This is a genomic window from Flavobacterium sp. GCM10022190 (assembly GCF_042656445.1).
GTDB lineage: Bacteria > Bacteroidota > Bacteroidia > Flavobacteriales > Flavobacteriaceae > Flavobacterium > Flavobacterium nitratireducens.
The window spans coordinates 1,272,494-1,296,190 of the sequence record NZ_JBHSOQ010000001.1; the positions used below are offsets into that span (position 1 = coordinate 1,272,494).

Annotated in this window: 18 protein-coding genes; 5 read left to right on the plus strand and 13 right to left on the minus strand. The window is 33.0% G+C overall.

Annotation, left to right across the window (positions count from 1 at the left end; translation table 11 throughout):
- The first annotated feature begins 2 nt into the window (after nucleotides 1–2).
- Complete coding sequence (locus tag ACFPTQ_RS05250) at nucleotides 3–1,760, plus strand: peptide MFS transporter (RefSeq protein WP_379774747.1); 1,758 nt, start codon at nucleotides 3–5, stop codon at nucleotides 1,758–1,760.
- Nucleotides 1,761–1,811: 51 nt separating this feature from the next.
- Nucleotides 1,812–2,273 (plus strand): thioredoxin family protein, encoded by a 462-nt coding sequence (locus tag ACFPTQ_RS05255; protein WP_379774750.1) that lies wholly within the window; start codon nucleotides 1,812–1,814, stop codon nucleotides 2,271–2,273.
- Nucleotides 2,274–2,279: 6 nt separating this feature from the next.
- On the opposite strand, the gene ACFPTQ_RS05260 is transcribed toward ACFPTQ_RS05255, so the two are convergent.
- The 4 genes from ACFPTQ_RS05260 to surE form a co-directional block, all read right to left on the minus strand.
- Complete coding sequence (locus ACFPTQ_RS05260) at nucleotides 2,280–4,307, minus strand: ComEC/Rec2 family competence protein (RefSeq protein ID WP_379774753.1); 2,028 nt, start codon at nucleotides 4,305–4,307, stop codon at nucleotides 2,280–2,282.
- Nucleotides 4,308–4,345: 38 nt separating this feature from the next.
- Entirely contained in the window at nucleotides 4,346–4,837 is a 492-nt protein-coding gene (locus ACFPTQ_RS05265; protein ID WP_278034165.1) for a C40 family peptidase, read from the minus strand.
- A complete protein-coding gene (lpxB, locus tag ACFPTQ_RS05270) occupies nucleotides 4,830–5,945 on the minus strand; it encodes a lipid-A-disaccharide synthase (protein WP_379774756.1) in 1,116 nt (371 codons plus the stop codon). The genes ACFPTQ_RS05265 and lpxB overlap by 8 nt, the downstream gene beginning before the upstream one ends.
- 78 nt (nucleotides 5,946–6,023) lie before the next feature.
- Nucleotides 6,024–6,803, minus strand: a complete 780-nt coding sequence (gene surE, locus ACFPTQ_RS05275) for a 5'/3'-nucleotidase SurE (protein WP_379774758.1) — start codon at nucleotides 6,801–6,803, stop codon at nucleotides 6,024–6,026.
- 172 nt (nucleotides 6,804–6,975) lie between these two features.
- On the opposite strand from surE, the gene ACFPTQ_RS05280 reads away from it, so the two are divergent.
- Together ACFPTQ_RS05280 and ACFPTQ_RS05285 are read left to right on the plus strand one after the other, a co-directional pair.
- The gene (locus ACFPTQ_RS05280) at nucleotides 6,976–9,246 is read left to right on the plus strand and encodes a carboxy terminal-processing peptidase (protein ID WP_379774761.1); all 2,271 of its coding nucleotides are present in this window, start codon (nucleotides 6,976–6,978) and stop codon (nucleotides 9,244–9,246) included.
- A 73-nt stretch (nucleotides 9,247–9,319) separates the two neighbouring features.
- Nucleotides 9,320–10,147: a DNA/RNA non-specific endonuclease gene (locus ACFPTQ_RS05285; RefSeq protein ID WP_379774764.1), complete on the plus strand. Its 828-nt coding sequence runs from the start codon at nucleotides 9,320–9,322 to the stop codon at nucleotides 10,145–10,147.
- Between the two features lie 18 nt (nucleotides 10,148–10,165).
- Here the strand turns inward: ACFPTQ_RS05285 and rodA are convergent, their stop codons facing one another.
- The 6 genes from rodA to purH all read right to left on the minus strand — a co-directional run bounded on the left by rodA (nucleotide 10,166) and on the right by purH (nucleotide 17,371).
- Nucleotides 10,166–11,398 carry a rod shape-determining protein RodA gene (gene rodA / locus ACFPTQ_RS05290; RefSeq protein ID WP_379774766.1) on the minus strand — a complete coding sequence of 411 codons (1,233 nt, stop codon included), beginning with the start codon at nucleotides 11,396–11,398 and terminating at the stop codon, nucleotides 10,166–10,168.
- A gap of 15 nt (nucleotides 11,399–11,413) precedes the next feature.
- Entirely contained in the window at nucleotides 11,414–13,357 is a 1,944-nt protein-coding gene (mrdA, locus tag ACFPTQ_RS05295; RefSeq protein WP_379774768.1) for a penicillin-binding protein 2, read from the minus strand.
- Nucleotides 13,354–13,860 (minus strand): rod shape-determining protein MreD, encoded by a 507-nt coding sequence (locus tag ACFPTQ_RS05300; RefSeq protein ID WP_379774771.1) that lies wholly within the window; start codon nucleotides 13,858–13,860, stop codon nucleotides 13,354–13,356. The genes mrdA and ACFPTQ_RS05300 overlap by 4 nt, the downstream gene beginning before the upstream one ends.
- Entirely contained in the window at nucleotides 13,853–14,680 is an 828-nt protein-coding gene (mreC, locus tag ACFPTQ_RS05305) for a rod shape-determining protein MreC (protein ID WP_379774774.1), read from the minus strand. Before mreC ends, ACFPTQ_RS05300 begins: the two co-directional genes overlap by 8 nt.
- A gap of 81 nt (nucleotides 14,681–14,761) precedes the next feature.
- Complete coding sequence (locus ACFPTQ_RS05310) at nucleotides 14,762–15,790, minus strand: rod shape-determining protein (protein ID WP_379774777.1); 1,029 nt, start codon at nucleotides 15,788–15,790, stop codon at nucleotides 14,762–14,764.
- Between the two features lie 54 nt (nucleotides 15,791–15,844).
- Nucleotides 15,845–17,371 (minus strand): bifunctional phosphoribosylaminoimidazolecarboxamide formyltransferase/IMP cyclohydrolase, encoded by a 1,527-nt coding sequence (gene purH, locus ACFPTQ_RS05315; RefSeq protein ID WP_379774780.1) that lies wholly within the window; start codon nucleotides 17,369–17,371, stop codon nucleotides 15,845–15,847.
- A gap of 195 nt (nucleotides 17,372–17,566) precedes the next feature.
- Here purH and ACFPTQ_RS05320 point away from each other — a divergent pair, with 195 nt between their 5' ends.
- On the plus strand, nucleotides 17,567–18,817 hold the full coding sequence (locus ACFPTQ_RS05320; RefSeq protein ID WP_379774782.1) for an ABC transporter permease: 1,251 nt from the start codon (nucleotides 17,567–17,569) through the stop codon (nucleotides 18,815–18,817).
- Between the two features lie 225 nt (nucleotides 18,818–19,042).
- On the opposite strand, the gene accD is transcribed toward ACFPTQ_RS05320, so the two are convergent.
- The 3 genes from accD to ACFPTQ_RS05335 all read right to left on the minus strand — a co-directional run bounded on the left by accD (nucleotide 19,043) and on the right by ACFPTQ_RS05335 (nucleotide 23,662).
- Nucleotides 19,043–19,897: an acetyl-CoA carboxylase, carboxyltransferase subunit beta gene (gene accD / locus ACFPTQ_RS05325; RefSeq protein ID WP_278034153.1), complete on the minus strand. Its 855-nt coding sequence runs from the start codon at nucleotides 19,895–19,897 to the stop codon at nucleotides 19,043–19,045.
- 72 nt (nucleotides 19,898–19,969) lie between these two features.
- Entirely contained in the window at nucleotides 19,970–21,037 is a 1,068-nt protein-coding gene (fbaA, locus tag ACFPTQ_RS05330; protein ID WP_379774785.1) for a class II fructose-bisphosphate aldolase, read from the minus strand.
- A 69-nt stretch (nucleotides 21,038–21,106) separates the two neighbouring features.
- Nucleotides 21,107–23,662 carry a BamA/TamA family outer membrane protein gene (locus ACFPTQ_RS05335; RefSeq protein ID WP_379774788.1) on the minus strand — a complete coding sequence of 852 codons (2,556 nt, stop codon included), beginning with the start codon at nucleotides 23,660–23,662 and terminating at the stop codon, nucleotides 21,107–21,109.
- Nucleotides 23,663–23,697 lie beyond the last annotated feature (35 nt).

Genomic DNA, 23,697 nt, shown 5'->3' on the forward strand with positions numbered 1-23,697 from the left:
ATATGGATCAAAATTCAAAAGATCAGTTTTTTAGTAATAATGTTTTAGGTCATCCTGCAGGCCTTTTTGTGTTGTTTTTTACTGAAATGTGGGAGCGTTTTTCTTTTTACGGAATGCGTGTTTTGCTTATTCTTTTTTTAACGGCCTCTTTGACAGGTGATAATCCAGGGTGGGGATGGAATGCAGAGAATGCGGGTGCCTTGTATGGAACTTATGCTTTGCTACTGTATATTACACCTATTTTTGGAGGAATAATAGCCGATAGATATCTTGGCTATAGTTGGGCTGTAGTTTTGGGTTCCGTTTTAATGACTTTGGGGCATTTGGCCATGTTTATGGATACTCCTTTAATGTTATATATTGGTTTAGGATTATTGGTTTTGGGTACAGGTTTTTTTAAGCCTAATATGACTTCTATTTTATCTGAAATGTATAAAAAATTCCCAGAGAAAAAAGATGGTGCCTATACTATTTTTTATATGGGGGTAAATGCCGGAGCCTTCTTTGGAATGATGCTTTGCGGTTATTTGGCTTCTAATTTAGGTTGGCGTTGGGGATTTGGTTTAGCTGGAGTTTTTATGTTATTGGGGACTTTCCAATTCTGGATGGCAAAACCTTTATTTGGAGGAATTGGGGATAAACCTACAGAAGAGAAAAAACAAGCTATTATTGAGCAAAATAAACTTTCTGATAATCCAGAAGATAGACCTAATCCCTTTACAGTTATTGATTATGCTTTAATTGTAATTTCAACTTTAATAGGTTTATTGTATGCTTTTAATGATCCACTTTCTAAAATAGGACATATCAATTTATTTCCATTTACTATTGCAGGATTAGACGGTTCTATTTTTGTTGCTTTAGTTGGTTTAGCATTGTTTCTATTCTTAGTAATTTCTCGACTATTACGTTACACAACAGTGGTGAGAGATAGAATGATTGCTGTAATTGTTTTTGCATTTTTTACTATTTTCTTCTGGATGTCTTTTGAACAAGGAGCCTCTTCATTGGTTATTTTTGCTAGAGATAATGTAGATAGATCTTTAGAAGGAACTTCGTTAACTGTTTTTAATACAATTAATACCTTATTGACTATAGTTCCTTTGGTAATTATTTCATGGGTGTTGATTTTATTAGCTAAACAGACTTGGAAAAAAATTACTTCTTCAGTGGTTATTTTAGCGGTTACTTTTATCTTGGTTTGGATTATCGCTTTGTGGATGTTGAATAATGAATTTAGTAAAGAAGCTTCAGAAATTGACCCAAGTTGGTTTTCTATTTTGAACTCTTTCTTTATTATTGCTCTAGCTTCAATGGTTTCTAAAATTTGGGATAGTAAGTTTAATCCACCTGCAGCAACTAAATATGGTTTAGGATTAATCATTATGGCTATTGGTTTTGGTTTGTTGGCTTATGGCTCGCATGGTGTTCAAGAAGGTGTAAAAGTTTCTTCTATTTGGTTAGTTTTAGCTTATTTATTTCATACTCTTGGTGAATTATTCTTGTCGCCAGTAGGTTTGTCTTATGTTTCTAAATTAGTGCCTGCAAGAATGATTGCTTTCATGTTTGGAATGTGGTATCTGGCTATAGCAATCGGAAATAAATTAGCAGCAGTTCTTGGAGGACAAATTGAAAATATTACTAAAACCTATTCATTGTCAACTTTCTTTTTGATTTTTACCATTGTTCCTATTGTAGCAGGTCTTATCGTAATCGCTTTAAATCCTGTGATGAAAAAATTAATGCATGGCATTAAATAAAAATAATGGCAGTATTTTTGTTGTTTACATAGTATCAATCTTATTATAATTATGAAGAAAATTTTTTTAATTGCTTTATTCTTTTGTGGTCTTGTTACGTCTCAAGCACAGGAATTAAAGTGGTATACAGATGTGAAAGAGGCAGTTGCTGTAAGTAACAAGGAAAATAAACCATTATTTCTTTTTTTTACAGGAAGTGACTGGTGCGGATGGTGTATTCGTTTGCAAAAAGAAGTTTTTCTAACCCCAGATTTTAAAAAATGGGCAAAAGAAAAAGTGGTTTTAGTAGAGTTAGATTATCCTCGTGCGGTTCCTCAATCGCTAGAAATTAAGAAACAAAATTCGGAATTACAGGAAGCTTTTGGCGTTCAAGGATATCCAACTGTGTTTTTTGCAAATGCTACTAATACAGATGGGAGAGTGAATTTTCAAGGTTTAGGAAGAACAGGTTACGTTGCTGGTGGACCAACTGCTTGGTTAGAAGTTGCTAACGGAATTTTGAATCAGAAATGATATAATTTAGTTTAATTGAAAGAATCCCTTTTCGGCAGTAGCATGAAAAGGGATTTTTTGTTTTTCACAACTTTTCTGCCATTGTTTTAGTATAGATTGGTAATTGGAACCATCTGCAATGATTATTTTAGGTTTTACTGTTTGGAGAAAACGGTCTAAGTTGACTTCTGGTGTTTGAGTCAGTACCACAATATCAGGTTTTGAATTTTTTGGAAAAATACCTAAGCTATCTAAAATTAATATTTTTTTGCCATTAAAATAGGCGGTATGTCTTAGTGGTTCTTTCTTTTTTATTTGGCTGAAATGATTAATCAAATAGGATTTTAGCGACTTGTTTTCGGTAATAGTAGAATCATTGCTATAGGTGTACACTTCATTTCCTTCTCTTTGAACCAGAAGTGTCTTCTTTTTTAAATGAAAAACAATCCATTCGCTTTGCTGAGCAATACGCCAGTTGTTAAGTATTAGTGCTGCTTGTAAACTAATGATGGATACAAGTACAAATAGGAGTTGGTTAAAATGAGTTTTTTTAAACCAAAGAATTGTTGTGATGATTACAATATAGCTGAAAATAAGAAACAGTCCATTAAAAGGAATGTCTTTAATGATGAATTGTTCAAATGAGGCAATAAAATGAATAATTTGATTTAGTATTTGTATGCTCCATTCAAATGGTTTTACTAGCCAAATTGTAAGCCCATTTAAAGCTGCTAAAATCATAATTAGTACACCTAAAAGCATAATGACACTCAATAAAGGTATTACTACTAAGTTTGTTATGAAAAATAGTCCAGGAAACTGATGGAAATAATACAAACTTAGAGGCAAAGTACCTATTTGTGCTGCAAATGAAACGGTTAGAATATCCCAGCAGTATTTGATGAATTTGTTTTTGGGTTGCCAATACGATTGTAAAATAGGTTGAAACCAAATGATAAAAAATACAGCAAGATAACTGAGTTGAAAACCTACGTCAAAAAGAAAGTACGGTTGGAAAAGTAAAATTAAAAGTATAGAAACAATTAGCGTATGGTAGATGTTGACGTTTCTTTTTAGATGAAAACCTATGGCTACAAATGAAAACATGGTAACAGAACGCACTACTGAAGCAGATAGGCCTGCTATTAAGGCAAATGAAAAAAGGCTAGTTAAAATGAGGCATAATTTTAAAAATGAGCCTTTCCTGGTGTTTGGAATGGGTTGGAGTATAAAATTTAAGAATAAAAAAATAAAACCCACATGTAAACCAGAGACTGATAAAATATGAACAGCCCCTGCATATTGATAATCTTGGATGATTTCAGGAGCAATTTCTTGACGCTGTCCTAAAATTAATGCAGTTGCTATCGCTAAAGCTTCAGGGTTAAAATGGTTGATTTCTAGATTTTTAGTAATTTTTGAATTCAGTTTAGCAGTGTAATACCAGATGTCTTTTCTAGCTTGATGAGCTATTTTAATAGATTCAGGATTAGCAAAGATTTGGACATATATTTGTTTGTTTTTTAGGTAATTACTGTAGTCAAACTGATTCGGGTTTTTAGGCTTTTTGTTGGGTAAAAGTTGGGTTCGGAGTTGTATAATTGTACCTACTTCAATTGCTTTATTGTATTTCCTTTTAGGAAGATTTATCAGAATTTTTCCGAAATATTTTTGGTTATTAATTGATTGAATGATGCCAACATAGCGGTCATAGTTTTGTATGTTTTTAAATTTTTCTCGAATGACTAGACTAACTAGCACTTCTTTATTGTTTTTTGAGTTAAAATGGCTGTAATGGTTCTTTCGAAAAGTATCGGTTTGAACTATTACGCTGGTCATACCTATCAAAAAGGAAATAAGATAGGAAAGTAATCCAAAACAGAATTTACTAGTCCAAGTTGGCTTTGAAGAACAAAAAGAAAGTGATAAACCAATGAATGAAAGTACTAGTAGTCCAAAAATATATTTAGGATTAGGAATCCAGTAATAAGCCACTAGTATTCCTAGTAGAAAACCAATGCTAATTCTGGCCAATGGAAAATGTAGTACTTTCATAATTCTAAAGTACTAATTTTCTTTAATTATTTAGTTTCTTATAATAAAATTCTATTGATTTTTACAAAGCTTTTTTTGTAGTAAGCTTCTTTAGTCGAGGAGATTATCACTCCTTTTGATGTTGAAGAATGGATGAATTGTATTTCATCGTCTTTTACTTCAATTACAATTCCCACATGATTAATTTGGTTTCGATTGTTGGTCTTGAAAAATATTAAATCGCCTTTTTGAGCTTTAGAAAAGTCTCTTCCTAAATCGATTCCCACTCTGGCTTGTTCTGATGAGCTTCTAGGAAGTTTGATGTCGAAGCGGCTAAATGTGGAGTACACTAAACCGGAACAATCAAATCCAGATTTTGTAGTTCCAGAGCTTCTGTAGGGTGCACCTAAATGATCGGATGCCGATTCGATAATTTGCTCGGCTAATCGATTGTTGCTTTTAGATGTGCTTGCCGAAGTAGATTTACAAGAGGTGAAAACCACTGGTAATAGTAGTAATAGTAGTAGTGGGGTTACTAGTTTTTTAAACATTTAAATCAGAAATTATTAATTGAGCTGTTTTTTCACTAGCCCCTGTTCCTCCTAATTTTTGTTCCAAGGTATCGTATTGGGTTAAAAGATTTTTTCGGTACTCAGGGTTTAGTATTTTAGTTAACTCCTTTTTGATGTTTTTAGTATTACAATTATCTTGGATTAATTCAGTTACTACTTCTTGGTCCATGATTAAATTTACTAATGAAATGTATTTCAGGGTGATAATACGTTTCGCAATTTGATAGGAAATCCAACTTCCTTTATAACAAACAACTTCTGGAACCTTAAAAAGTGCTGTTTCTAAGGTAGCTGTTCCAGATGTAACCAATGCTGCATGTGCAATTTTCAACAAATCATAGGTTTTATTCGAAATGAATTTGATGTTCTTTTTGGTTATGAAGGTTTTGTAAAACTCGTATTCCTGACTAGGGGCACCGGCAATTACAAATTGGTATTCAGGGAAATCATCAACAACACTTAGCATGATTGAAAGCATTTTAGTGATTTCTTGTTTTCTACTGCCAGGAAGTAAAGCAATAATTGGTTTTTCACTCAATTGATTTTCTGTTCTAAAAGTGGCAGCATCAATTGGTTTTTGATTTTGGATAGCGTCAATTAGTGGATGACCTACAAATTCTACAGGATAGTGGTGTTTGTCTTCGTAAAAGTTTTTCTCAAAAGGCAAAATCACATACATCTTATCAATATCTCTTTTGATGGCTTTAATTCGGCTTTCTTTCCATGCCCAAATTTGAGGAGAAATATAATAGTGGGTTTTAATTCCTCTTTCTTTAGCCCATTGGGCAATTCGCATATTAAAACCGGGATAATCAATAAAAATAATTACATCGGGTTGAAATCGAGAGATGTCTTCTTTACAGATTTTAATGTTATTTAATATGGTTTTCAAATTAAATACTACTTCTACAAATCCCATAAAAGCTAAATCGCGATAGTGTTTAACTAATGTTCCACCCACAGCCTGCATTAAATCACCTCCCCAAAAGCGGATTTCAGCTTTGTTGTCTTGTTTTAAAAGCGCTTTCATTAGGTTAGAACCATGTAAATCGCCCGAAGCTTCTCCTGCTATGATGTAGTATTTCATTGTTAGTTTTTAATTTTATAAGTATTCAAAATTACTTATTCCATTTTCAGGAATCAAGTATGATGCTCTTTTAATGGTTTATTGTTTCCAATTCCAAGTGTTGAGTTGTTGGGTAGCATGATAAGCTGTGAGGTCAAACTGAACGGGTACGATTGAAATATAACCGTTTTTTAAAGCCCATTCATCGGTGTCTTCGCCATGGTCTTGGTTTATGAATTCACCAGAAAGCCAATAATAATCACGACCTTGAGGGGTTTGTCTTTTATGGAAATTTTCTTTCCAATAAGCTTTGGCCTGACGGCAAATTTTTATGCCTTTGATTTCCTCCTGTTTTAGTTTTGGGAAATTTACATTCAAAACCACATCTTTTGGTAGTTTATTAGCTAGAACTTCTAAAGTGATTTTGCGAATAAAAGGCTTTATTTCTTCAAAATTTGCATTCCAATCAAAGTCTAATAGCGAAAAGCCTATTGCAGGAATCCCTTCAATACCAGCTTCGATTGCGGCACTCATCGTTCCAGAGTAAATAACGTTGATAGAAGAATTTGAGCCATGATTAATTCCTGAAACACATAAATCAGGTTTTCTATTTACGACTTCGTTAGTGGCAATTTTAACACAATCGGCAGGTGTGCCAGAGCAGCTGTAAATGGCTATAGCATCTTTTTCAGTTGAAATTTTATTTAAATATAAGGTTTCATTGGTAGTAATTGCATGTCCCATTCCGCTTTGCGGTTTATCCGGTGCAACCACTACAATTTCTCCAATTTCAGACATGACAGCAATTAAAGCTTGAATACCCGGAGCGGTAACTCCATCGTCATTAGTAATTAATATTAGGGGTTTATTTTGGCTCATTTTTTGATAAATTGTTTGGGAAGTATCTTATTTTCAAACAAAGTAAATAAATTTTATTGAGTTCGAAGATTATTAGGATTAAGAAAAGAACAATTTTATATCTTTAACAAAAAATTATAGAAGCCTTATCATTGTTGGCTTAGAATTTCCCTTAACTTAGTTTAAAAAATGAATGAATACTATTATTAGTCTTATGAAGAGAAATTATAAAATACTACTTGCCATAGTTTTTCTATCGGTAACATTGTTTGCATTTAAAATGAAATCAGTTTCAGGTGATGAAACGGATAAAGATAAATTGCTATTGGAATTGTTGACATTCGTTATTGAAAAAGGACATTACAGCCCAGCTACTATTGATGATAATTTTTCAAAAGGAGTGTATAAAGATTACATTCAGGCATTAGATCCTTCGAAACGTTTCTTTCTACAATCAGATATTGATGAATTTGCAAAATATGAATTAGAGTTGGATGATCAGTTGATGAATAAAGATTTAAGTTTTTTTTCATTAACATACGACCGTTTAATGCAAAGAATGAAAGAAAGTCAAGATGTATATAAAGAGATTTTGAAAAATCCTTTTGATTATACTATAGACGAAAGTTTTAATACGGATTATGAAAAAGCACCTTATGCAAAAACAAATGCTGAATTAAAAGAGCGTTGGAGAAAGCAATTAAAATTAACTACTCTTTCTTCATTGACAGACCGATTGAAATTGCAAGAAAATAAAGGAAAGCTTTCTAAAGAAGAAACGGATATGCTTAGTAATCCTACATCTACTTCGGATGAGGATGCTGTATCAGAAGCAACAAAAAAAGACGATTCTAAAGCCGTTATTGAAGTTAAATCTTTCGAAGAATTAGAAAAAGAAACACGTACTTCTACTTCTAAATCTTTGGATGAATATTTTGGTTTTATGAAAGATTTAGATCGAAATGATTGGTTTTCGGTTTATATAAATTCAATTACAGCTCGTTTTGATCCACATACGAATTATTTTGCTCCTGAAGAAAAAGAGCGTTTTGATGTAAGTATGAGTGGAACATTGGAAGGAATTGGAGCTCGTTTACAAAAGAAAAATGACTATACTGAGATTTCTGAATTAATTTCTGGAGGTCCAGCTTGGAGAGGTAAAGAATTAGAAGCTGGAGATTTAATTATTAAAGTAGCCCAAGGAGAAGATCAGCCTGTTGATGTTGTGGGTATGCGCTTAGACGATGTGGTTAAGAAAATTAAAGGTCCAAAGGGAACTGAAGTTCGCTTAACTATCAAAAAAGTGGATGGAACTATAAAAGTAATTTCTATCATCAGAGATGTGGTTGAAATTGAAGAAACTTACGCAAAGTCAAGTATTGTTGATAAAAACGGACTTAAATATGGAGTGATTTACTTGCCTAAATTTTATATCAATTTTGAAAATAAAGATGGAAGAGATGCAGGTAAAGATATAGCCATTGAGGTGGAAAGATTAAAACAAGCTAAGGTTGACGGAATTGTATTAGATGTTCGTGATGATGGGGGAGGTTCTTTGTCTACCGTAGTGGATATTGCAGGTTTATTTATTGAACAAGGTCCTATTGTTCAAATCAAATCGGCAGGTAGAAAGAAAGAGGTTTTATACGATAAAGATAAAAAAATTGAATGGGATGGCCCATTAGTAATTATGGTTAATAGTTTCTCAGCATCAGCCTCTGAGATATTAGCCGCTGCTATTCAAGATTACAAGCGAGGTGTAATCATTGGTAGTAAACAAACTTATGGTAAAGGTACAGTTCAAAACGTCATCGATTTAAATCAATTTGTTCGTAGTAATGAGTTAGGTGATTTAGGTGCGCTTAAAACCACTACTCAAAAATTTTATAGAATAAACGGAGGTTCAACACAATTAGAAGGGGTAAGCAGTGATGTTGTTATGCCTGATCGTTATTCGTATTTAAAAATGGGAGAGCGTGATGTTGAAAACGCAATGCCATGGGATAAAATTGATCCTGCTGAATATAGTGTTTGGAAAAGCAATGAAAATTTTAATAAGGCTGTTTTAAATAGTAAAGAGCGTATTGCAGCAAATCCGCAATTCAAATTAATAGATGAAAACGCAAAATGGATTGATGCTCGTAGTGACGAAAATGAGTATAGCTTAAATATTGATAAGTTTAGAAAAGTACAAGCTGCTATCGAAGAAAAAGCTAAAAAATTCAAACCAATTTTTGATTACAAAAACAATTTAAAATTTACATCTTTACCTCATGAATTAGAACAAATGAGTAAAGACAATATCTTAAAAGAAAAAAGAGAACGTTGGCACGAAAGTTTATCTAAAGATATTTATATAGAAGAAGCTTTAAATGTTTTAGATGACTTACAAACCAGAGTTAACTTGAAGAAAAATGTTATCCCTGCTAATAAATTAAAAAAAGAAAAATTAGCTAAATCCTAATCGATTTGAAATGATATAAAGAACGCTCTGAAAACCATTAATTTCAGAGCGTTTTTCTTTTACTGTTATATAAATGAATACAAAATTCGTAATTATTTTAGGGGCTTTTGTAATGTTGCTTTTGGCTTGTAAACAAAACGAAGTTTTACAAATTGAACTTTTTGGTAAATCAAATAAAATTGAAATTGATTTTAAAACTCAATCTCATTTACCTACTGCTTCTGATATTGACTACTTGCCTAAAGCCACTCAATCCCAAATAGTGTATCACCACTATTTTACTTTGTCTTATAATGAAGCCGCCGAACAAGCCGAATGGGTAGCATATTCCTTAAAGAAACATTATGTAAAGAATAGCGATTTTAAGCGCCCTTTTTTTATAGAAGATCCAAAAGTGCTTACTCAATCGGCTGATTGGAGAAATTACAAGAAATCAGGTTATGATAAAGGGCATTTGTGTCCTGCTGCCGATATGGAGTTTGATTTAGATGCTTATAATGATACTTTTTATACCTCAAATATTAGTCCTCAGCAGCCTGAATTTAATTCCGGTATCTGGAATCGAATAGAGCAAAAAATGAGGTTTTGGGCAGTTAAATTCGACGGACTTTTTATCGTCACTGGTGGAGTACTTAAAGGAAGTAAAAGAACAATTGGTAGAGAAAAAGTTGTTGTACCTAATTATTTCTACAAAATTGCTTTAAATCATAGCAATGGGAATTATAAATTAATTGCTTTTTTAGTGCCTAATGAAAAAAGTACTAGGTCTATTTTTGATTATGTTGTTTCTGTAGATGAAATTGAATCTTTAACAGGAATTGATTTCTTTCCTAAACTGGAAGATCAGATAGAAAACAGATTGGAAAAGACTGTTGCTATTGATTCGTGGCTAAGAAAGTAACTTTGAAGAGCGATTTCTTTACCACTCATTCACTTTATTAGCATCCATTTTAAGGAAGATAAAAAGTAAAATGGTAAATCCCCATAAACCGGATCCTCCGTACGAAAAGAAAGGTAGAGGTACTCCAATGGTCGGGAAAATTCCAATAACCATAGCGATATTTACAAAGAAATGAATGAATAAAATACCAGCGGTACAATAACCATATACTCGACTGAATTTGGTTTTTTGTCTTTCAGCAAGGAATATAATTCTTAATAGTAGGGTCACAAATAAGGCAATAACAACTAATGAGCCTATGAATCCCCATTCTTCACCAACCGTTGTAAAAATATAATCGGTGTGTTGCTCAGGTACGAATCCTCCTTTGGTTTGAGTGCCTTCCAAAAATCCTTTTCCAAACCAACCGCCGGAACCTATTGCAATTTCCGATTGGTTAGTGTTATATCCAATCCCTTTCAAATCGACTGTTTTGCCTAATAGAATATTAAAACGGTCTCTATGATGTTGTTTAAATACATTGTTAAAAACATAATCAACGGATAATACAAATCCTGAAATAAGAACAAATATGATGCTACTGGCAACGATATTTCTATCGGCTAATCTGGATTTGAAATACACAATGACAATAGTAATAAGTGCCATTAAAATAACATATTGTGTTTCAAAAATCAAGGTGAAAACGAATAAAAGTATAGCTATAAATCCGGTCCAAATGTACCAAGCAGGTAATCCTTCACGGTATAAAACAACTAGGAAGATACTATAAATTAATGCACTCCCTGGATCGTGAGGAACAATTAAAAGTATTGGTAACCCTAAAATGGAAAGGACTTGGAATTGTCTATTGGTGTCTTTTAGATTGATTTGGCTATCACTCATGTATTTAGCAATTGCTAAAGCCGTAGCTGTTTTTACAAACTCGGAAGGTTGAAGACCAAACGAACCAAAGGAATACCAGTTTGTTTGTCCTTTAATGGTTTTACCAAAAACAAATAATCCGGCAAGAGAGAGTAATCCAATTATGTAGATTACACTAGCATATTTTTCGTAAAATTTACCATCAACAGCTAGAATTATAAAAATTAAAGGAATAGTAAAAGTAATGAAAATCAATTGCTTTATGTAGGTGTCTTCAATGGAGGATAGTGAAGATGAATAGATATTTAGCCACCCTAAAATCACTAAGGTGCTATAAATAATAACACATATCCAATCAATATTTTTCTTTACACTTTGATTTTTCATTTGTGAATGAATCGCTTAGTTAATTTTTTTCTTGGTGGTATCTATTGCCAAATTTGTTTTAATCTCTTTCGTTTTTATACTCGATGAATCTTTTGGTGTAGTCTCTATAGCACTAGCTTCTTTGACACCACCTAATTTTGCATATTCACTTCTTAAACTCTTTTCAAGTACTCTTTTTTCTAAATCGGTTCTTGTGATTTTCTTTCTTAAATATTTTTCAATCATTAAGCTGGCAATTGGTCCTGCAATTGTAGCACCAAATCCTCCGTTTTCTACCATCACAGCAATTGCAATTTTTGGATTATCTTTTGGAGCAAATGCAACAAATATGGAATGGTCCTCAAGCTGTACTCTTTTACCATCAATCTTTGCAAAGTTTTCTGCGGTACCTGTTTTTCCGCAAATATCAATGCCATCTACTCTAAGTCCTCTAGCGGTTCCTAAATTATATACATCAAATAATCCGCTTATAATTGGATCAAAATGTTTTTTGTCAATTGTAGTTTCGTGTTTGACTTTGAATTTAGGGTCTATTTTTTCGCCTTTAATTTTCTTAATGATATGAGGAGTGTAGTAATAGCCTCTGTTTGCAATTGTTGCCATCATATTGGCTAATTGGATAGGTGTTGTTAAAACTTCACCCTGTCCAATAGCATTAGATACAATCGCAGTACTTCGCCATCCACCATTAGGATATATGCGTTTGTATGTTTTAGATGTAGGGATACTTCCTCTTCTTCCTGTAGGTAAATCATAACCCATATAATCTCCTAGTCCAAAACTTTTTACGTGATTACTCCAAACATCTACTGCGTAAGATGGTTTTACATATTTGTTAATGGTTCTCATGTAAGCGGTTCCAAAATAAGCATTGCACGATTCATAAATGCCACGATGCAATTGCAACGCACCTCCATGACAGTGGCATCGCATAAAACGGCCTCTAGCATAGCTAAATCCATGGTGACAAAATACAGTGAATTGTTCGTTGACTACCCCTTCTTGTAGTGCCACTAAACCTGTCAAGATTTTAAATGGTGAACCTGGAGGGTATTCGGCAAGTAATCCTCTATCGTATAATGGTTTTGCAATCGAATCACGATACAAAAGTGTATAGTTTTTAGAACGCTGTCTACCTACTAAAATTGATGGATCATAGGAAGGAGCTGTTACCAATGCTAAAATTTCTCCTGTTTTAGGTTCAATTGCAACAATTCCACCTCTTTTGTTTATCATTAATTGTTCTCCGTAACGCTGGATATCAGCATCAATGGTTAGGTTGATGTCTTCCCCTTGTACAGCAATGGTATCGTATTTTCCATCTTTATAAGAACCAATTTCTCTATTGTATTTATCTTTAAGGAAATATTTTACCCCTTTTACACCGCGTAAAATATCTTCGTAATATTCCTCAACTCCTTGTTTGCCAATTAAATCACCGCTTTTGTAATAAGGGTTTTTTTTAATCGTCTTTTCGTTAACTTGAGTGATAAAACCAAATATATTGGCGCCAAAATCGACTTCATAGTCACGAAGTGAACGCTTTTGAACATAAAAACCTTCGAATTTTCTAATCTTTTCCTGAAAGGCTGCGTATTCGGTTTTGTTTAATTGAGGCAAAAATACTGATGGTAATCTAGGACTGTAAACTTTTGCCTTTTCTATCTTTTTTAAAAAATCTTCTTTGCTGATGTCTAATAATTGACAAAGTTCCAAGGTGTCTATATTTTTAATTTCTCTTGGAATGACCATGATATCATAAGAAGCTTGATTGGCAACTAAAAGTTTGCCATTTCTATCGTATATATAGCCTCTTTCAGGATATTCATATTTTATCTTGATAGCATTATTCTCTGATTTTAATTTGAAAGTATCGTTGATAATTTGCAAATAAAAAATCCGAATTAGGAGCAAAGATGCTGCAACAATAATTATAGAAGGCAGCAGTAGTTTTCTCATCGTTTGTTTGGCTTAATAAGGTAAATTATTATAATGCAGCTAATAATTGTAAATACGGTACTCAATAATGTTCTGAGTAAAATGTCTAAAATGAAACTTACTTGAAAGGCTTCTAAGATAAATAGGGTAAAATGATGCAATACCACAGCTAGAAGTATAAAGGTAAACCTTTCAGGAGTTAAAGATTCATTTAACTTTATGGTTTGGTATTCGTAACTAACACCAAAGGCAAATTTAAAAATATAAGGGCGATAATAAGCTAAAACTACACAGGCTGTTGCATGAATACCACCCGAGTTTGAAAATAAATCCATCATTAAGCCTAAAAGAAAGCTACTCACTAGTAAACCAGCTTTGTTTGAGTTTACAGGATATAAAATAAGGAATAGCATATAGGGTAATGGCAATATAAATCCTAAAAATGTCATGTTGTTAAATATGACAATTTGTACAGTTAATAATAAAATAAACCGTAGTATATTGAGTAACAAAGTGCTATTCATCTTTTAAGGTTTCTTTTTCTAAATTATTAACTTCATCTCTATCTTTACTCTTAATGATGTATACATGTCCTAAATTAGTCATGTCATTAAATAGCTTAATATTTAAAACATAATAATTGGTTTCTTCTTCTTTGTATACTTTGTCAACGGTTCCAATATTGATATTTTCAGGGAAAATAACAGATTGGCCACCTGTGACAATGGTATCTCCTTTTCTAACATTTGCTAATCGAGGAACATCGATAAGTTGCACAAAGCCCGTGTTTTTTCCGTTCCATACTAAAGAGCCAAAATGATTGGATTTCTTTATTTTAGCATTGATTTGTGATTTGGTATTTAAGATACTAATTACAGTTGAATATTTAGGAGATGTCTTGTCAATAATACCAACAATCCCTAAACTATTAATCACACCCATATCTGTTTTTACACCATCTTTGGCACCTGAATTAAGTGTTAGGAAATTTTCGTGTCGGTTATAGGAGTTGTGGATTACTTTAGAAACAATGATGTCATCTGGTGCTGTTCCTTTTAGGTTATGAGGAATTGGTACTTTAGTGGTGTCCTTAGTGTTGAAAATGATGCTTTTAAGTCTGGCGTTTTCAAGTGCTAGAGCTTCATTTTCAGACTTTAGGTTTAGATATTCAGTTATGTTGTTGATTTCTTCGTAAACACCACCTGTTAAAAAATTGGCAGAGCTGATAACTCTGCTTTTGTGATAAGAATGAGACTGTATGGTGAGCAAAAGCGAAAGGCTTAATAACAGCAAAAACAGTAACTTGTTACTGTTTTTGAATATAAAATTAAATATTTGCTGCATTCTCTTAGTTGGTTATTAGTTTCAGATTTGCTGAGTATAAAAGATAAACTTAATGATAATCTCCTTTTCTAAGAAATGGATTTATTTAATTAAGATGCTTTTAAATTTACCAATATTTTTAAGTGCCATTCCAGTTCCTCTAACAACGGCTCTTAATGGATCTTCTGCGATATAAACAGGTAAATCTGTTTTTTGTGAAATACGCTTGTCTAAACCTCTAAGCATAGAACCTCCACCTGCTAGGTAAATACCTGTATTGTAGATGTCGGCAGCTAATTCTGGAGGGGTTTGAGACAAGGTTTCCATTACAGCGTCTTCAATTCGTTGAATTGATTTGTCTAAGGCTTTAGCGATTTCTCTATAGGAAACATCTACTTGTTTAGGTTTACCCGTTAATAAGTCTCTACCTTGTACAGACATATCTTCTGGAGGAGTTTCTAAATCTTCGATAGCTGCTCCAATTTGAATTTTTATTTTTTCAGCAGTACTTTCACCCACAAATAAGTTGTGTTGGGTACGCATGTAATAAACGATATCATTTGTAAAAACGTCTCCAGCAATTTTTACGGATTTATCACAAACAATTCCGCCTAATGCAATTACGGCAATTTCAGTAGTACCTCCTCCGATATCAACAATCATGTTTCCTTTTGGTTGCATTATGTCAATTCCAATACCGATTGCTGCTGCCATTGGTTCGTGAATCAAATAAACTTCTTTTCCGTTTACGCGTTCACAAGATTCTTTTACAGCTCTCATTTCTACTTCAGTAATACCTGAAGGTATACAAACCACCATTCGTAAAGCAGGAGTGAACATTTTCTTTTTTAATGCTGGTATGCTTTTGATAAACATACTGATCATTTTTTCAGAGGCATCAAAATCTGCAATTACACCGTCTTTTAAAGGCCTTATGGTTTTGATGTTTTCATGCGTTTTACCTTGCATTAAGTTAGCTTCCTTACCAACATGCGTGATTTTGCCAGTAATTCTGTCTCTGGCAACTATAGATGGGCTGTCAATTACAACCTTATCGTTGTGAATAATTAGTGTATTAGCGGTACCAAGGTCAATTGCAATATCCTCGGTCATGAAATCAAAAAATCCCATACGATTTTTAGGGGTTTAAAAGTTAAAAATTAGGAGCGTACAAAGTTAAACAAATTAATGTTTGAAATGACGTGTTCCTGTAAATACCATTGCCAAATTATTTTCGTTACAATAGTCAATACTTAATTGATCTTTAATAGAACCTCCTGGTTGGATTACGGCTGTAATTCCAGCTTCTTTTGCAAGAGCAACACAATCAGGGAAAGGGAAGAAAGCATCGCTTGCCATTGAAGCTCCTGTTAAATCAAATCCAAAGTGTTTTGCTTTTTCAACTGCTTGTTGTAACGCATCTACTCTTGATGTTTGACCTGTTCCAGAAGATATTAAAGTTCCATTTTTAGCAAAAACAATTGTGTTAGATTTTGTGTTTTTACAAATTTTAGATGCAAAAATCAAATCTTCGATTTCTTGTTCAGTTGGACTTGTAATGGTAACGGTAGTTAAATCGTTTTTATTGTCAGTGATGTTGTTTCTATCTTGAATTAAAAGTCCGTTTAAACAAGTACGAACTTGTCTTTGTGGTAATTCAACATCGTTTTGAACTAAAATAATTCTGTTTTTCTTTTCTTGTAAAATAGTCACAGCTTCATCCTCATAAGCTGGAGCAATTACAACCTCGCAGAATAATTGGTTGATTTCTTTTGCAGTAGCAACATCAATTGTGGTATTTGAAATTAGTACTCCACCAAAAGCAGATGTTGGATCACAAGCTAAAGCAGCTAAATACGCTTCGCAAATAGTATTTCTTGAAGCTAATCCACAAGCGTTGTTGTGCTTCAAGATAGCAAATGTAGGTCCGTCGTTTTTGAATTCTCCAATCAAATTCACTGCAGCATCTACATCTAATAAGTTGTTGTATGATAATTCTTTTCCGTGTAATTTTTTGAACATGGCATCAAAATCACCGAAGAAAAATCCTTTTTGATGTGGGTTTTCTCCGTAACGTAATACTTGACCATTGTCTATGCTTGCTTTGTAGATTGTTTCATCTGTGTTGAAGTAACCAAAGATAGCTCCGTCATAGTGTGATGATACGTGGAAAGCTTTAGTAGCTAATAATTTTCTATCTTCAAGAGTTGTTGCTCCGTTTTGTTTTGTAATCATATCTAAGAATAAAGCATATTCGTTCATCGATGGAACAATTACAGTGTCTTTGAAATTTTTAGCAGCAGCACGAATCAATGAAATTCCTCCAATGTCAATTTTTTCAATAATATCTTGTTCACTAGCTCCAGAAGCTACTGTTTTTTCAAATGGATATAAATCTACAATAACTAAGTCAATCTGTGGAATATCATGTTGTTTCATTTGTGAAACATCACTTTCGTTGTCTTGACGATTTAATATTCCTCCAAAGATTTTTGGATGTAGTGTTTTAACACGACCTCCTAAAATTTCAGGAAAAGCAGTAATATTTTCAACAGCAACAACAGGTATGCCTAGATTTTTGATAAATTCCTCAGTTCCTCCAGTTGAATAAAGTGTAACATTTTGGCTGTATAATAATTTAACAATAGGCTCAAGACCTTCTTTCGAAAAAACCGAAATTAATGCAGATTGAATTGTTTTAGATGTGCTCATGAATAGATTTAATTATAAAGTGCAAAAATAGTTTTTTAATGTTAAAATTTGCTATCAAAAAATAAGATAATTTTCAATTGCTTCATTTTTTTTATTTCATGTTGAAATCGCTGTTTTTTATTGTGTTAAAAGAATTTTATATTAGGTTTTTGAATATTATTTACAGAATTTTACCATATTAAAAACAGATTTTTTATGTTGCTATATCTTCGATTATTGAAAGAGAGTTTTGCTTTTGCTATCAATGCACTGCGAAATAACAAATTACGCACCTTGCTTTCCTTACTTGGAGTTACAATTGGTATCTTTTCCATTATAGCGGTATTAGCAGCTGTCGATTCTCTGGATAAGAAAATCACGAGCGATTTGAGTGGCTTGGATAAAAACACCATTTATTTGATGAAATTTTCTTTTGGACCATCTGATATTCCCAGTTGGAAGCGCGAGCAATTTCCTAATGTAAAATACGATGAGTATATTTATATGAAAGGGGCTATGACGAATACGGCAGAGTTAGGCTATCAAATTTTTACCAAATCAGAAAATATTAAATACGATTCTAAAATAGTAAGTGATGTAAATATTGTACCAGTTTCGCATGAATTTATAGATATTCAGGGCTTGGAATTTGAAAGAGGACGTTTTTATAATGAGTCTGAATCTAGTTCAGGAGCTAAAGTCATTGTGTTAGGAAAGGATATAGCGACTAATTTATTTGACGATTTGGACCCAATAGGTAAAGAAGTGCGCTTGTATGGACAACGTTTTAAAGTTATTGGGGTTTTGAAAAAAATTGGGGCTAGTATTTTTGGACAGAGTAATGATACGGCCGTTTTTATTCCTGTTAATTTTGTGCGACAAAGTTTTGGTGATAACAATACCTCTTTGACCAATGTAATTATTTTTAAACCGGTTGATGGAGTAGATATGGAAGCTTATAAGGCCGAAATTTCGCAAAAATTAAGAGCTTATCGCGGAATAAAAGCAGGTGAAATTGATGATTTTTTCATTAATGTTTTTTCTGGTTTTACTGATTTTATTGATGGAATTATAGGAAGTATGAAAATAGGAGGTTGGGTGATTAGTGGATTTTCGCTGTTAGTAGGTGGTTTCGGGATTGCAAATATCATGTTTGTTTCAGTTAAAGAACGCACGCACTTAATAGGAATCCAAAAATCATTAGGAGCTAAGAACCGATTTATTTTGTTTCAGTTTTTGTTTGAAGCCATTATTTTGTCAGTTATAGGCGGATTAATAGGTTTGCTGATGGTTTGGGGAATTGCCCTTGGATTAACCAAAGCGCTGGATTTTGAATTTGTTCTCAGTATGGGAAATATTCTTTTGGGAACTGGATTAGCGGGAATTATAGGATTGATTTCTGGGATTTTACCAGCCATTTCAGCTTCTCGATTAGATCCTGTAGAGGCTATTAGAACGGGGATGTAATTTGAACTTAGAGGTTAGGAGTTAAGTGTTGGAATGTTAGTTTTAGTGTGCAGTATCAGTTTTTAGTTTTCAGGTACAGTTTGCAGTGTTATTGCGAGGAACGAAGCTAGCACACTTAGTTGCTCTCGTTATGAGATTGCTTCGTTCCTCGCAATTACTTGGAAAAAAAATCCCATTTGCAATTATTTTAGCAAATGGGATTTTGTATTTATAGAAATTCTAAAATTATCGAATTTCGTTGTTTTGAATCAAATCAATAAACAAGTTGATTTTGTCTTTTAATTCTTTTCTAGCTGTGATAAAATCTAAGAAACCGTGCTCTAAAAGGAATTCAGCAGTTTGGAAACCTTCTGGTAAATCTTTACCAGTTGTGTCTTTTACAACACGTGGTCCAGCAAACCCAATTAAGGCACCTGGCTCAGCAATGTTGATATCTCCTAACATAGCGTAAGATGCAGTTGTTCCTCCAGTAGTTGGGTCAGTACATAAAGAGATGTAGGGTAATTTAGCTTCAGAAAGTTGGGCTAGTTTTACCGATGTTTTAGCTAATTGCATTAAAGAATAAGCCGCTTCCATCATACGAGCACCACCAGACTTAGAGATCATTACAAATGGTAATTTGTGTTTGATCGCGTAATCAATTCCTCTGGCAATTTTTTCTCCTACAACAGCTCCCATAGAACCACCAATGAAAGCAAAATCCATAGCGCAAACTACTAAGTCTTTTCCTTTTGATTTTCCAACCGCAGTACGAACAGCGTCTTTAAGCTTTGTTTTTTCCATAACGTCTTTCAAACGATCAGCATATTTCTTTGTATCTACAAAGTTCAAAGGATCTTTTGAAGTGATGTTAGGATCTAATTCAGTAAATTCATTGTTGTCGAATAAGATTTCGAAATAAGTAGCACTACCTATTCTCACGTGGAAACCATCTTCTGGACTTACAAATAGATTGCGTTCCAGTTCTTCTGCATCAATAATTTTTCCAGTAGGAGATTTGTACCAAAGTCCCTTTGGAACATCCATTTTTTGTTCGGTAGGAGTTGTGATTCCTTTTTCTTGTCTTTTAAACCAAGCCATATTTCAATTGATAATTGATAATTAACAATTGATAACTTCTACAATTATCAATTGTTAATTGTTAATTGTTAATTATAACGTGTTAACGTTGTTCAAGTCAGCAAAAGCTTGCTCAAGTCTTGTATTGAATGTTACTTCACCTTCACGTAACCATTTTCTTGGGTCATAATACTTTTTGTTTGGAGCATCAGGACCAGTTGGGTTACCAATTTGTGTTTTTAAATAATCAATATTGTTTACCATGAAATCACGAATTCCTTCAGTGAAAGCAAATTGTAAATCAGTGTCAATGTTCATTTTAACTACTCCGTAGCTAATTCCTTCTCTGATTTCTTCTAATGTAGAACCAGAACCTCCGTGGAATACGAAATCAACAGGATTGTGTCCAGTGTTGAATTTTTGTTGAACGTAATCTTGAGAGTTTTTTAAGATTTTTGGAGTTAATTTTACGTTTCCTGGTTTGTAAACACCGTGTACGTTTCCAAAAGCTGCAGCGATTGTAAATCTAGGACTTACTTTAGAAAGTTCTTCGTAAGCATAAGCTACTTCTTCTGGTTGTGTGTATAATTTTGAGCTGTCAACATCAGAGTTGTCTACACCATCTTCCTCACCTCCAGTGATTCCTAGTTCGATTTCTAATGTCATACCAATTTTGCTCATTCTTTCTAGGTATGTTTTGCAAATTTCGATATTTTCTTCGATTGGCTCTTCTGATAAGTCAATCATGTGAGAACTGAATAAAGATTTTCCTGTAGCAGCAAAGTGCTCTTCAGATGCATCTAATAAACCATCAATCCAAGGTAATAATTTTTTTGCACAGTGGTCAGTATGTAAAATTACAGTAGCTCCGTATGCTTCTGCTAAGGTGTGGATACTTTTTGCACCTGCAATTGCACCTGCAATAGCTGCTTTTTCACCTGCATTAGAAAGTCCTTTTCCTGCATTAAATTGAGCTCCACCATTTGAAAATTGGATAATAACTGGTGCATTTAATTTTGCAGCCGTTTCAAGAACACCATTAATTGTATTTGATCCTGTAACATTTACAGCTGGAAGTGCAAAACCTTTTTCTTTTGCATAATTAAAGATTTCTTGAACCTGATCACCAGTTGCTACACCTGCTTTTATGTTGTGTGCCATTTTGTTTTTGTTTTTGTGTTAGATTTTAGATTTTTTGTTTAAGTTCGCAAAAATAAGAATTAATTAGCATTAGAAAGGATAATTTATTCCAAAATTTAAAACTGAATGTGCGAAATTATAATCTCTAAACCATTTTTTTCCAGATTCATCCGCAGGATTGAAGGTTTTAAATCCAAAATCAAATCGGACAACAAAGAAATTTAAATCGTACCTAAGTCCAAATCCAGAGCCTAATGCCAGATCTTTTAAACTGGACAAATTGTTAAAAGTTGCTTTTTCGTCAGTTACATTATCAAATACATTCCAGATGTTTCCTGCATCGGCAAATAAAGCTCCTTTTAAGTCTCCAAGAATTTTAAATCGATATTCAGCACTAAGCGCAATTTTCATGTTTGCTTCATTGAAATCCAATAAGGATTCTGTTTTTCCAGGTCCTAAACTATAGGGTTGCCAAGCTCTGTTGTCATTTGATCCTCCTGCAAAATAACTTCTTGAAAAGGGAATGTAATCTGAATTTCCAAAAGGGACAGCAATTCCAAAAAAGCTTCGAAAGGCTAACACATTTTGTCTGGATAAATCCCAATGTTTGATGTAATCAAATTCGGCTTTTCCATATTCTGAATATTCTAAGTTGAAAATTTTATAATTTCCAGCATTGTTTTTATTTAATTCAATTGTTTTTGAAATCAAGGAAAGTAAAGAACCTGCCGATTCTATTTTGGCCTTAAACTGATAAAAATTGTTGTCTTTTAGGTCTTTTTTGGTCGTTTTTGAAAATGTAAAATTGGAAGCCAATATAAAATTGTCTTCACTTAATCGTACTCTTCTCTCAGTAATACTTAAAACTTCTTTGTAAGCGGGGTCTTGGGGAGTTAAACTAGTATTCAGAGTCAAGGCATCGTTTATGAATCCAATTGTGCCTTCGTCGATAATTAAATTGTTGTTAGCATCTACATAATTTGGATTGATATTGTAGGTTTTTGCAATTTCATTTAAGGCATTGTACGAAGAACTATATACGTTAAAGTAATTTAATGGATTCAGATTACGAACATATTGGATATTGAACAAATCAAATCTAGCGGTATTGTTTTGTTTTGGATTCCAGTTGTACGTAAAAATTCCAGTGAAATTTTCTTTATCAAGTCCAATATTTTTTTGCGAAGTATAACCAATTCCTATTTGTGTGGAAGGAATCATGCTTTTAGGGATGATTTTTTCGGTAGAAAAAGGGAAGAATATTCTAGGAAAATTTAATTTCATATCCACACCATATTCAGAAACATTGAAGAATTGGTTATTGGGGTTGGCTAAGTCTTTTGAGGAACCTACATTGGCTCTGGCCGATATTTCTAAAGTTTCAGCGCCATTAAAAATATTTCTGATGGTTAATGCTGGGGTAAATGAGATACCAAAATCCTGTATGTTCGAATGGGTAAAATCAGAAGAAGCTTGAAAACTGTATTTCTTTCTGGGAGTAAGATAGATTTTTGCTATTAAAGAATTGTTTAAGGTATCTTTTTTGTCAATTTCGTATTGGATACTTGGAGCATTAAAAATTTTCAAATTGCTCAAGTATCTTGATGTAAGTACGGTTCTGTAATCGGCAAATAGATTTCCTTTGTTTATAAAAATGGCATCTGTAATTGCTTTAGGTCGGTATTTAATTTTTTCAATTCCGTATAATTTGAAATTCTCGTAGCTAATACTATCGGTTATGTTTTGCTTATTTGTGTTGGGTTTAAAGTCGGTGTAAATGGCAACATCACTTATTTTATAAAGTTTATAAGGTTCCGTTTTGGTTGAATCTTTGTCTTGGTAACTGTTATTGCCTATTTTAATGTTTACATTGGCTTTGTTTTTTTTGCCAATAGTATCTATGTCGTATACAATAGAGGTTGGTTGAAAATAATAAGCTCCATGATTTCTGAAATAGTTAGAAAGACGGTTTTTCTCATCCGAAAAATCGATCGTTTTAAATTGGTTCCCAGATTTAATTAATGGATTTTCTTTTGCTGTTTTGTATAAGGAATCTAGTTGTGGCGAACTAATAGTAGCCGTTATTGTATCTAACAAATAGGCATTGTTAGTTGTGATTTCGTATTCAATTTTTCCTCTTTTAGGTTTTATGGTATCGTGTTTAGAATTGACTACAACATCAAAATAACCATTATTGAAATAGTAATATTTAAGTCTCGCTACCGATTTCTTTGTTTTTGTAGAATCAATAATGACTGGTGGTTCCCCCGTTTTTTTTAAAAAATCATGAATACCGTGATACCAAAAGGATTTGCCAAGGCGATCCACTTGTTTGGCGGATAGCCATTTGGATTTTCTTTCGTATTTACCAGGATTGTTAGTGAATTTTGCTTGGTATGTCGAGTCAGGATTTAGATTAGCTAAATTATAGAGATTTAATCGTAAGCGAAAGCCTAATAAGGTGCTATTAGGTTTTTGGTATAATTGTTCGTGAATATCTTCGTTATTGGTTTTCTTGCCATTTACTGTAATTTGAGTACTTGCAAGAAGTTGTTTTCCTTTTGGAACTCTTTTTTCTGCGTTACAAGCAGCTATAATTATTCCTATTAGAATAAATAATGATATTTTTGCTGAAATTTTTTTCAAGACGTCTAAAATATTTAATTCAAAAGTACATATTT

Excerpts from the sequence above, each read along its gene's own strand:
- fbaA (WP_379774785.1), bottom strand. The coding sequence starts at position 21,037 with ATGGCACACAACATAAAAGCAGGTGTAGCAACTGGTGATCAGGTTCAA.
- ACFPTQ_RS05285 (WP_379774764.1), top strand. The coding sequence starts at position 9,320 with ATGAATACAAAATTCGTAATTATTTTAGGGGCTTTTGTAATGTTGCTT.
- ACFPTQ_RS05250 (WP_379774747.1), top strand. The coding sequence starts at position 3 with ATGGATCAAAATTCAAAAGATCAGTTTTTTAGTAATAATGTTTTAGGT.
- lpxB (WP_379774756.1), bottom strand. The coding sequence starts at position 5,945 with ATGAAATACTACATCATAGCAGGAGAAGCTTCGGGCGATTTACATGGT.
- ACFPTQ_RS05265 (WP_278034165.1), bottom strand. The coding sequence starts at position 4,837 with ATGTTTAAAAAACTAGTAACCCCACTACTACTATTACTACTATTACCA.
- rodA (WP_379774766.1), bottom strand. The coding sequence starts at position 11,398 with ATGAAAAATCAAAGTGTAAAGAAAAATATTGATTGGATATGTGTTATT.
- ACFPTQ_RS05260 (WP_379774753.1), bottom strand. The coding sequence starts at position 4,307 with ATGAAAGTACTACATTTTCCATTGGCCAGAATTAGCATTGGTTTTCTA.
- surE (WP_379774758.1), bottom strand. The coding sequence starts at position 6,803 with ATGAGCCAAAATAAACCCCTAATATTAATTACTAATGACGATGGAGTT.
- ACFPTQ_RS05255 (WP_379774750.1), top strand. The coding sequence starts at position 1,812 with ATGAAGAAAATTTTTTTAATTGCTTTATTCTTTTGTGGTCTTGTTACG.
- ACFPTQ_RS05280 (WP_379774761.1), top strand. The coding sequence starts at position 6,976 with ATGAATACTATTATTAGTCTTATGAAGAGAAATTATAAAATACTACTT.
- purH (WP_379774780.1), bottom strand. The coding sequence starts at position 17,371 with ATGAGCACATCTAAAACAATTCAATCTGCATTAATTTCGGTTTTTTCG.
- mrdA (WP_379774768.1), bottom strand. The coding sequence starts at position 13,357 with ATGAGAAAACTACTGCTGCCTTCTATAATTATTGTTGCAGCATCTTTG.
- mreC (WP_379774774.1), bottom strand. The coding sequence starts at position 14,680 with ATGCAGCAAATATTTAATTTTATATTCAAAAACAGTAACAAGTTACTG.
- accD (WP_278034153.1), bottom strand. The coding sequence starts at position 19,897 with ATGGCTTGGTTTAAAAGACAAGAAAAAGGAATCACAACTCCTACCGAA.
- ACFPTQ_RS05300 (WP_379774771.1), bottom strand. The coding sequence starts at position 13,860 with ATGAATAGCACTTTGTTACTCAATATACTACGGTTTATTTTATTATTA.
- ACFPTQ_RS05310 (WP_379774777.1), bottom strand. The coding sequence starts at position 15,790 with ATGGGATTTTTTGATTTCATGACCGAGGATATTGCAATTGACCTTGGT.
- ACFPTQ_RS05320 (WP_379774782.1), top strand. The coding sequence starts at position 17,567 with ATGTTGCTATATCTTCGATTATTGAAAGAGAGTTTTGCTTTTGCTATC.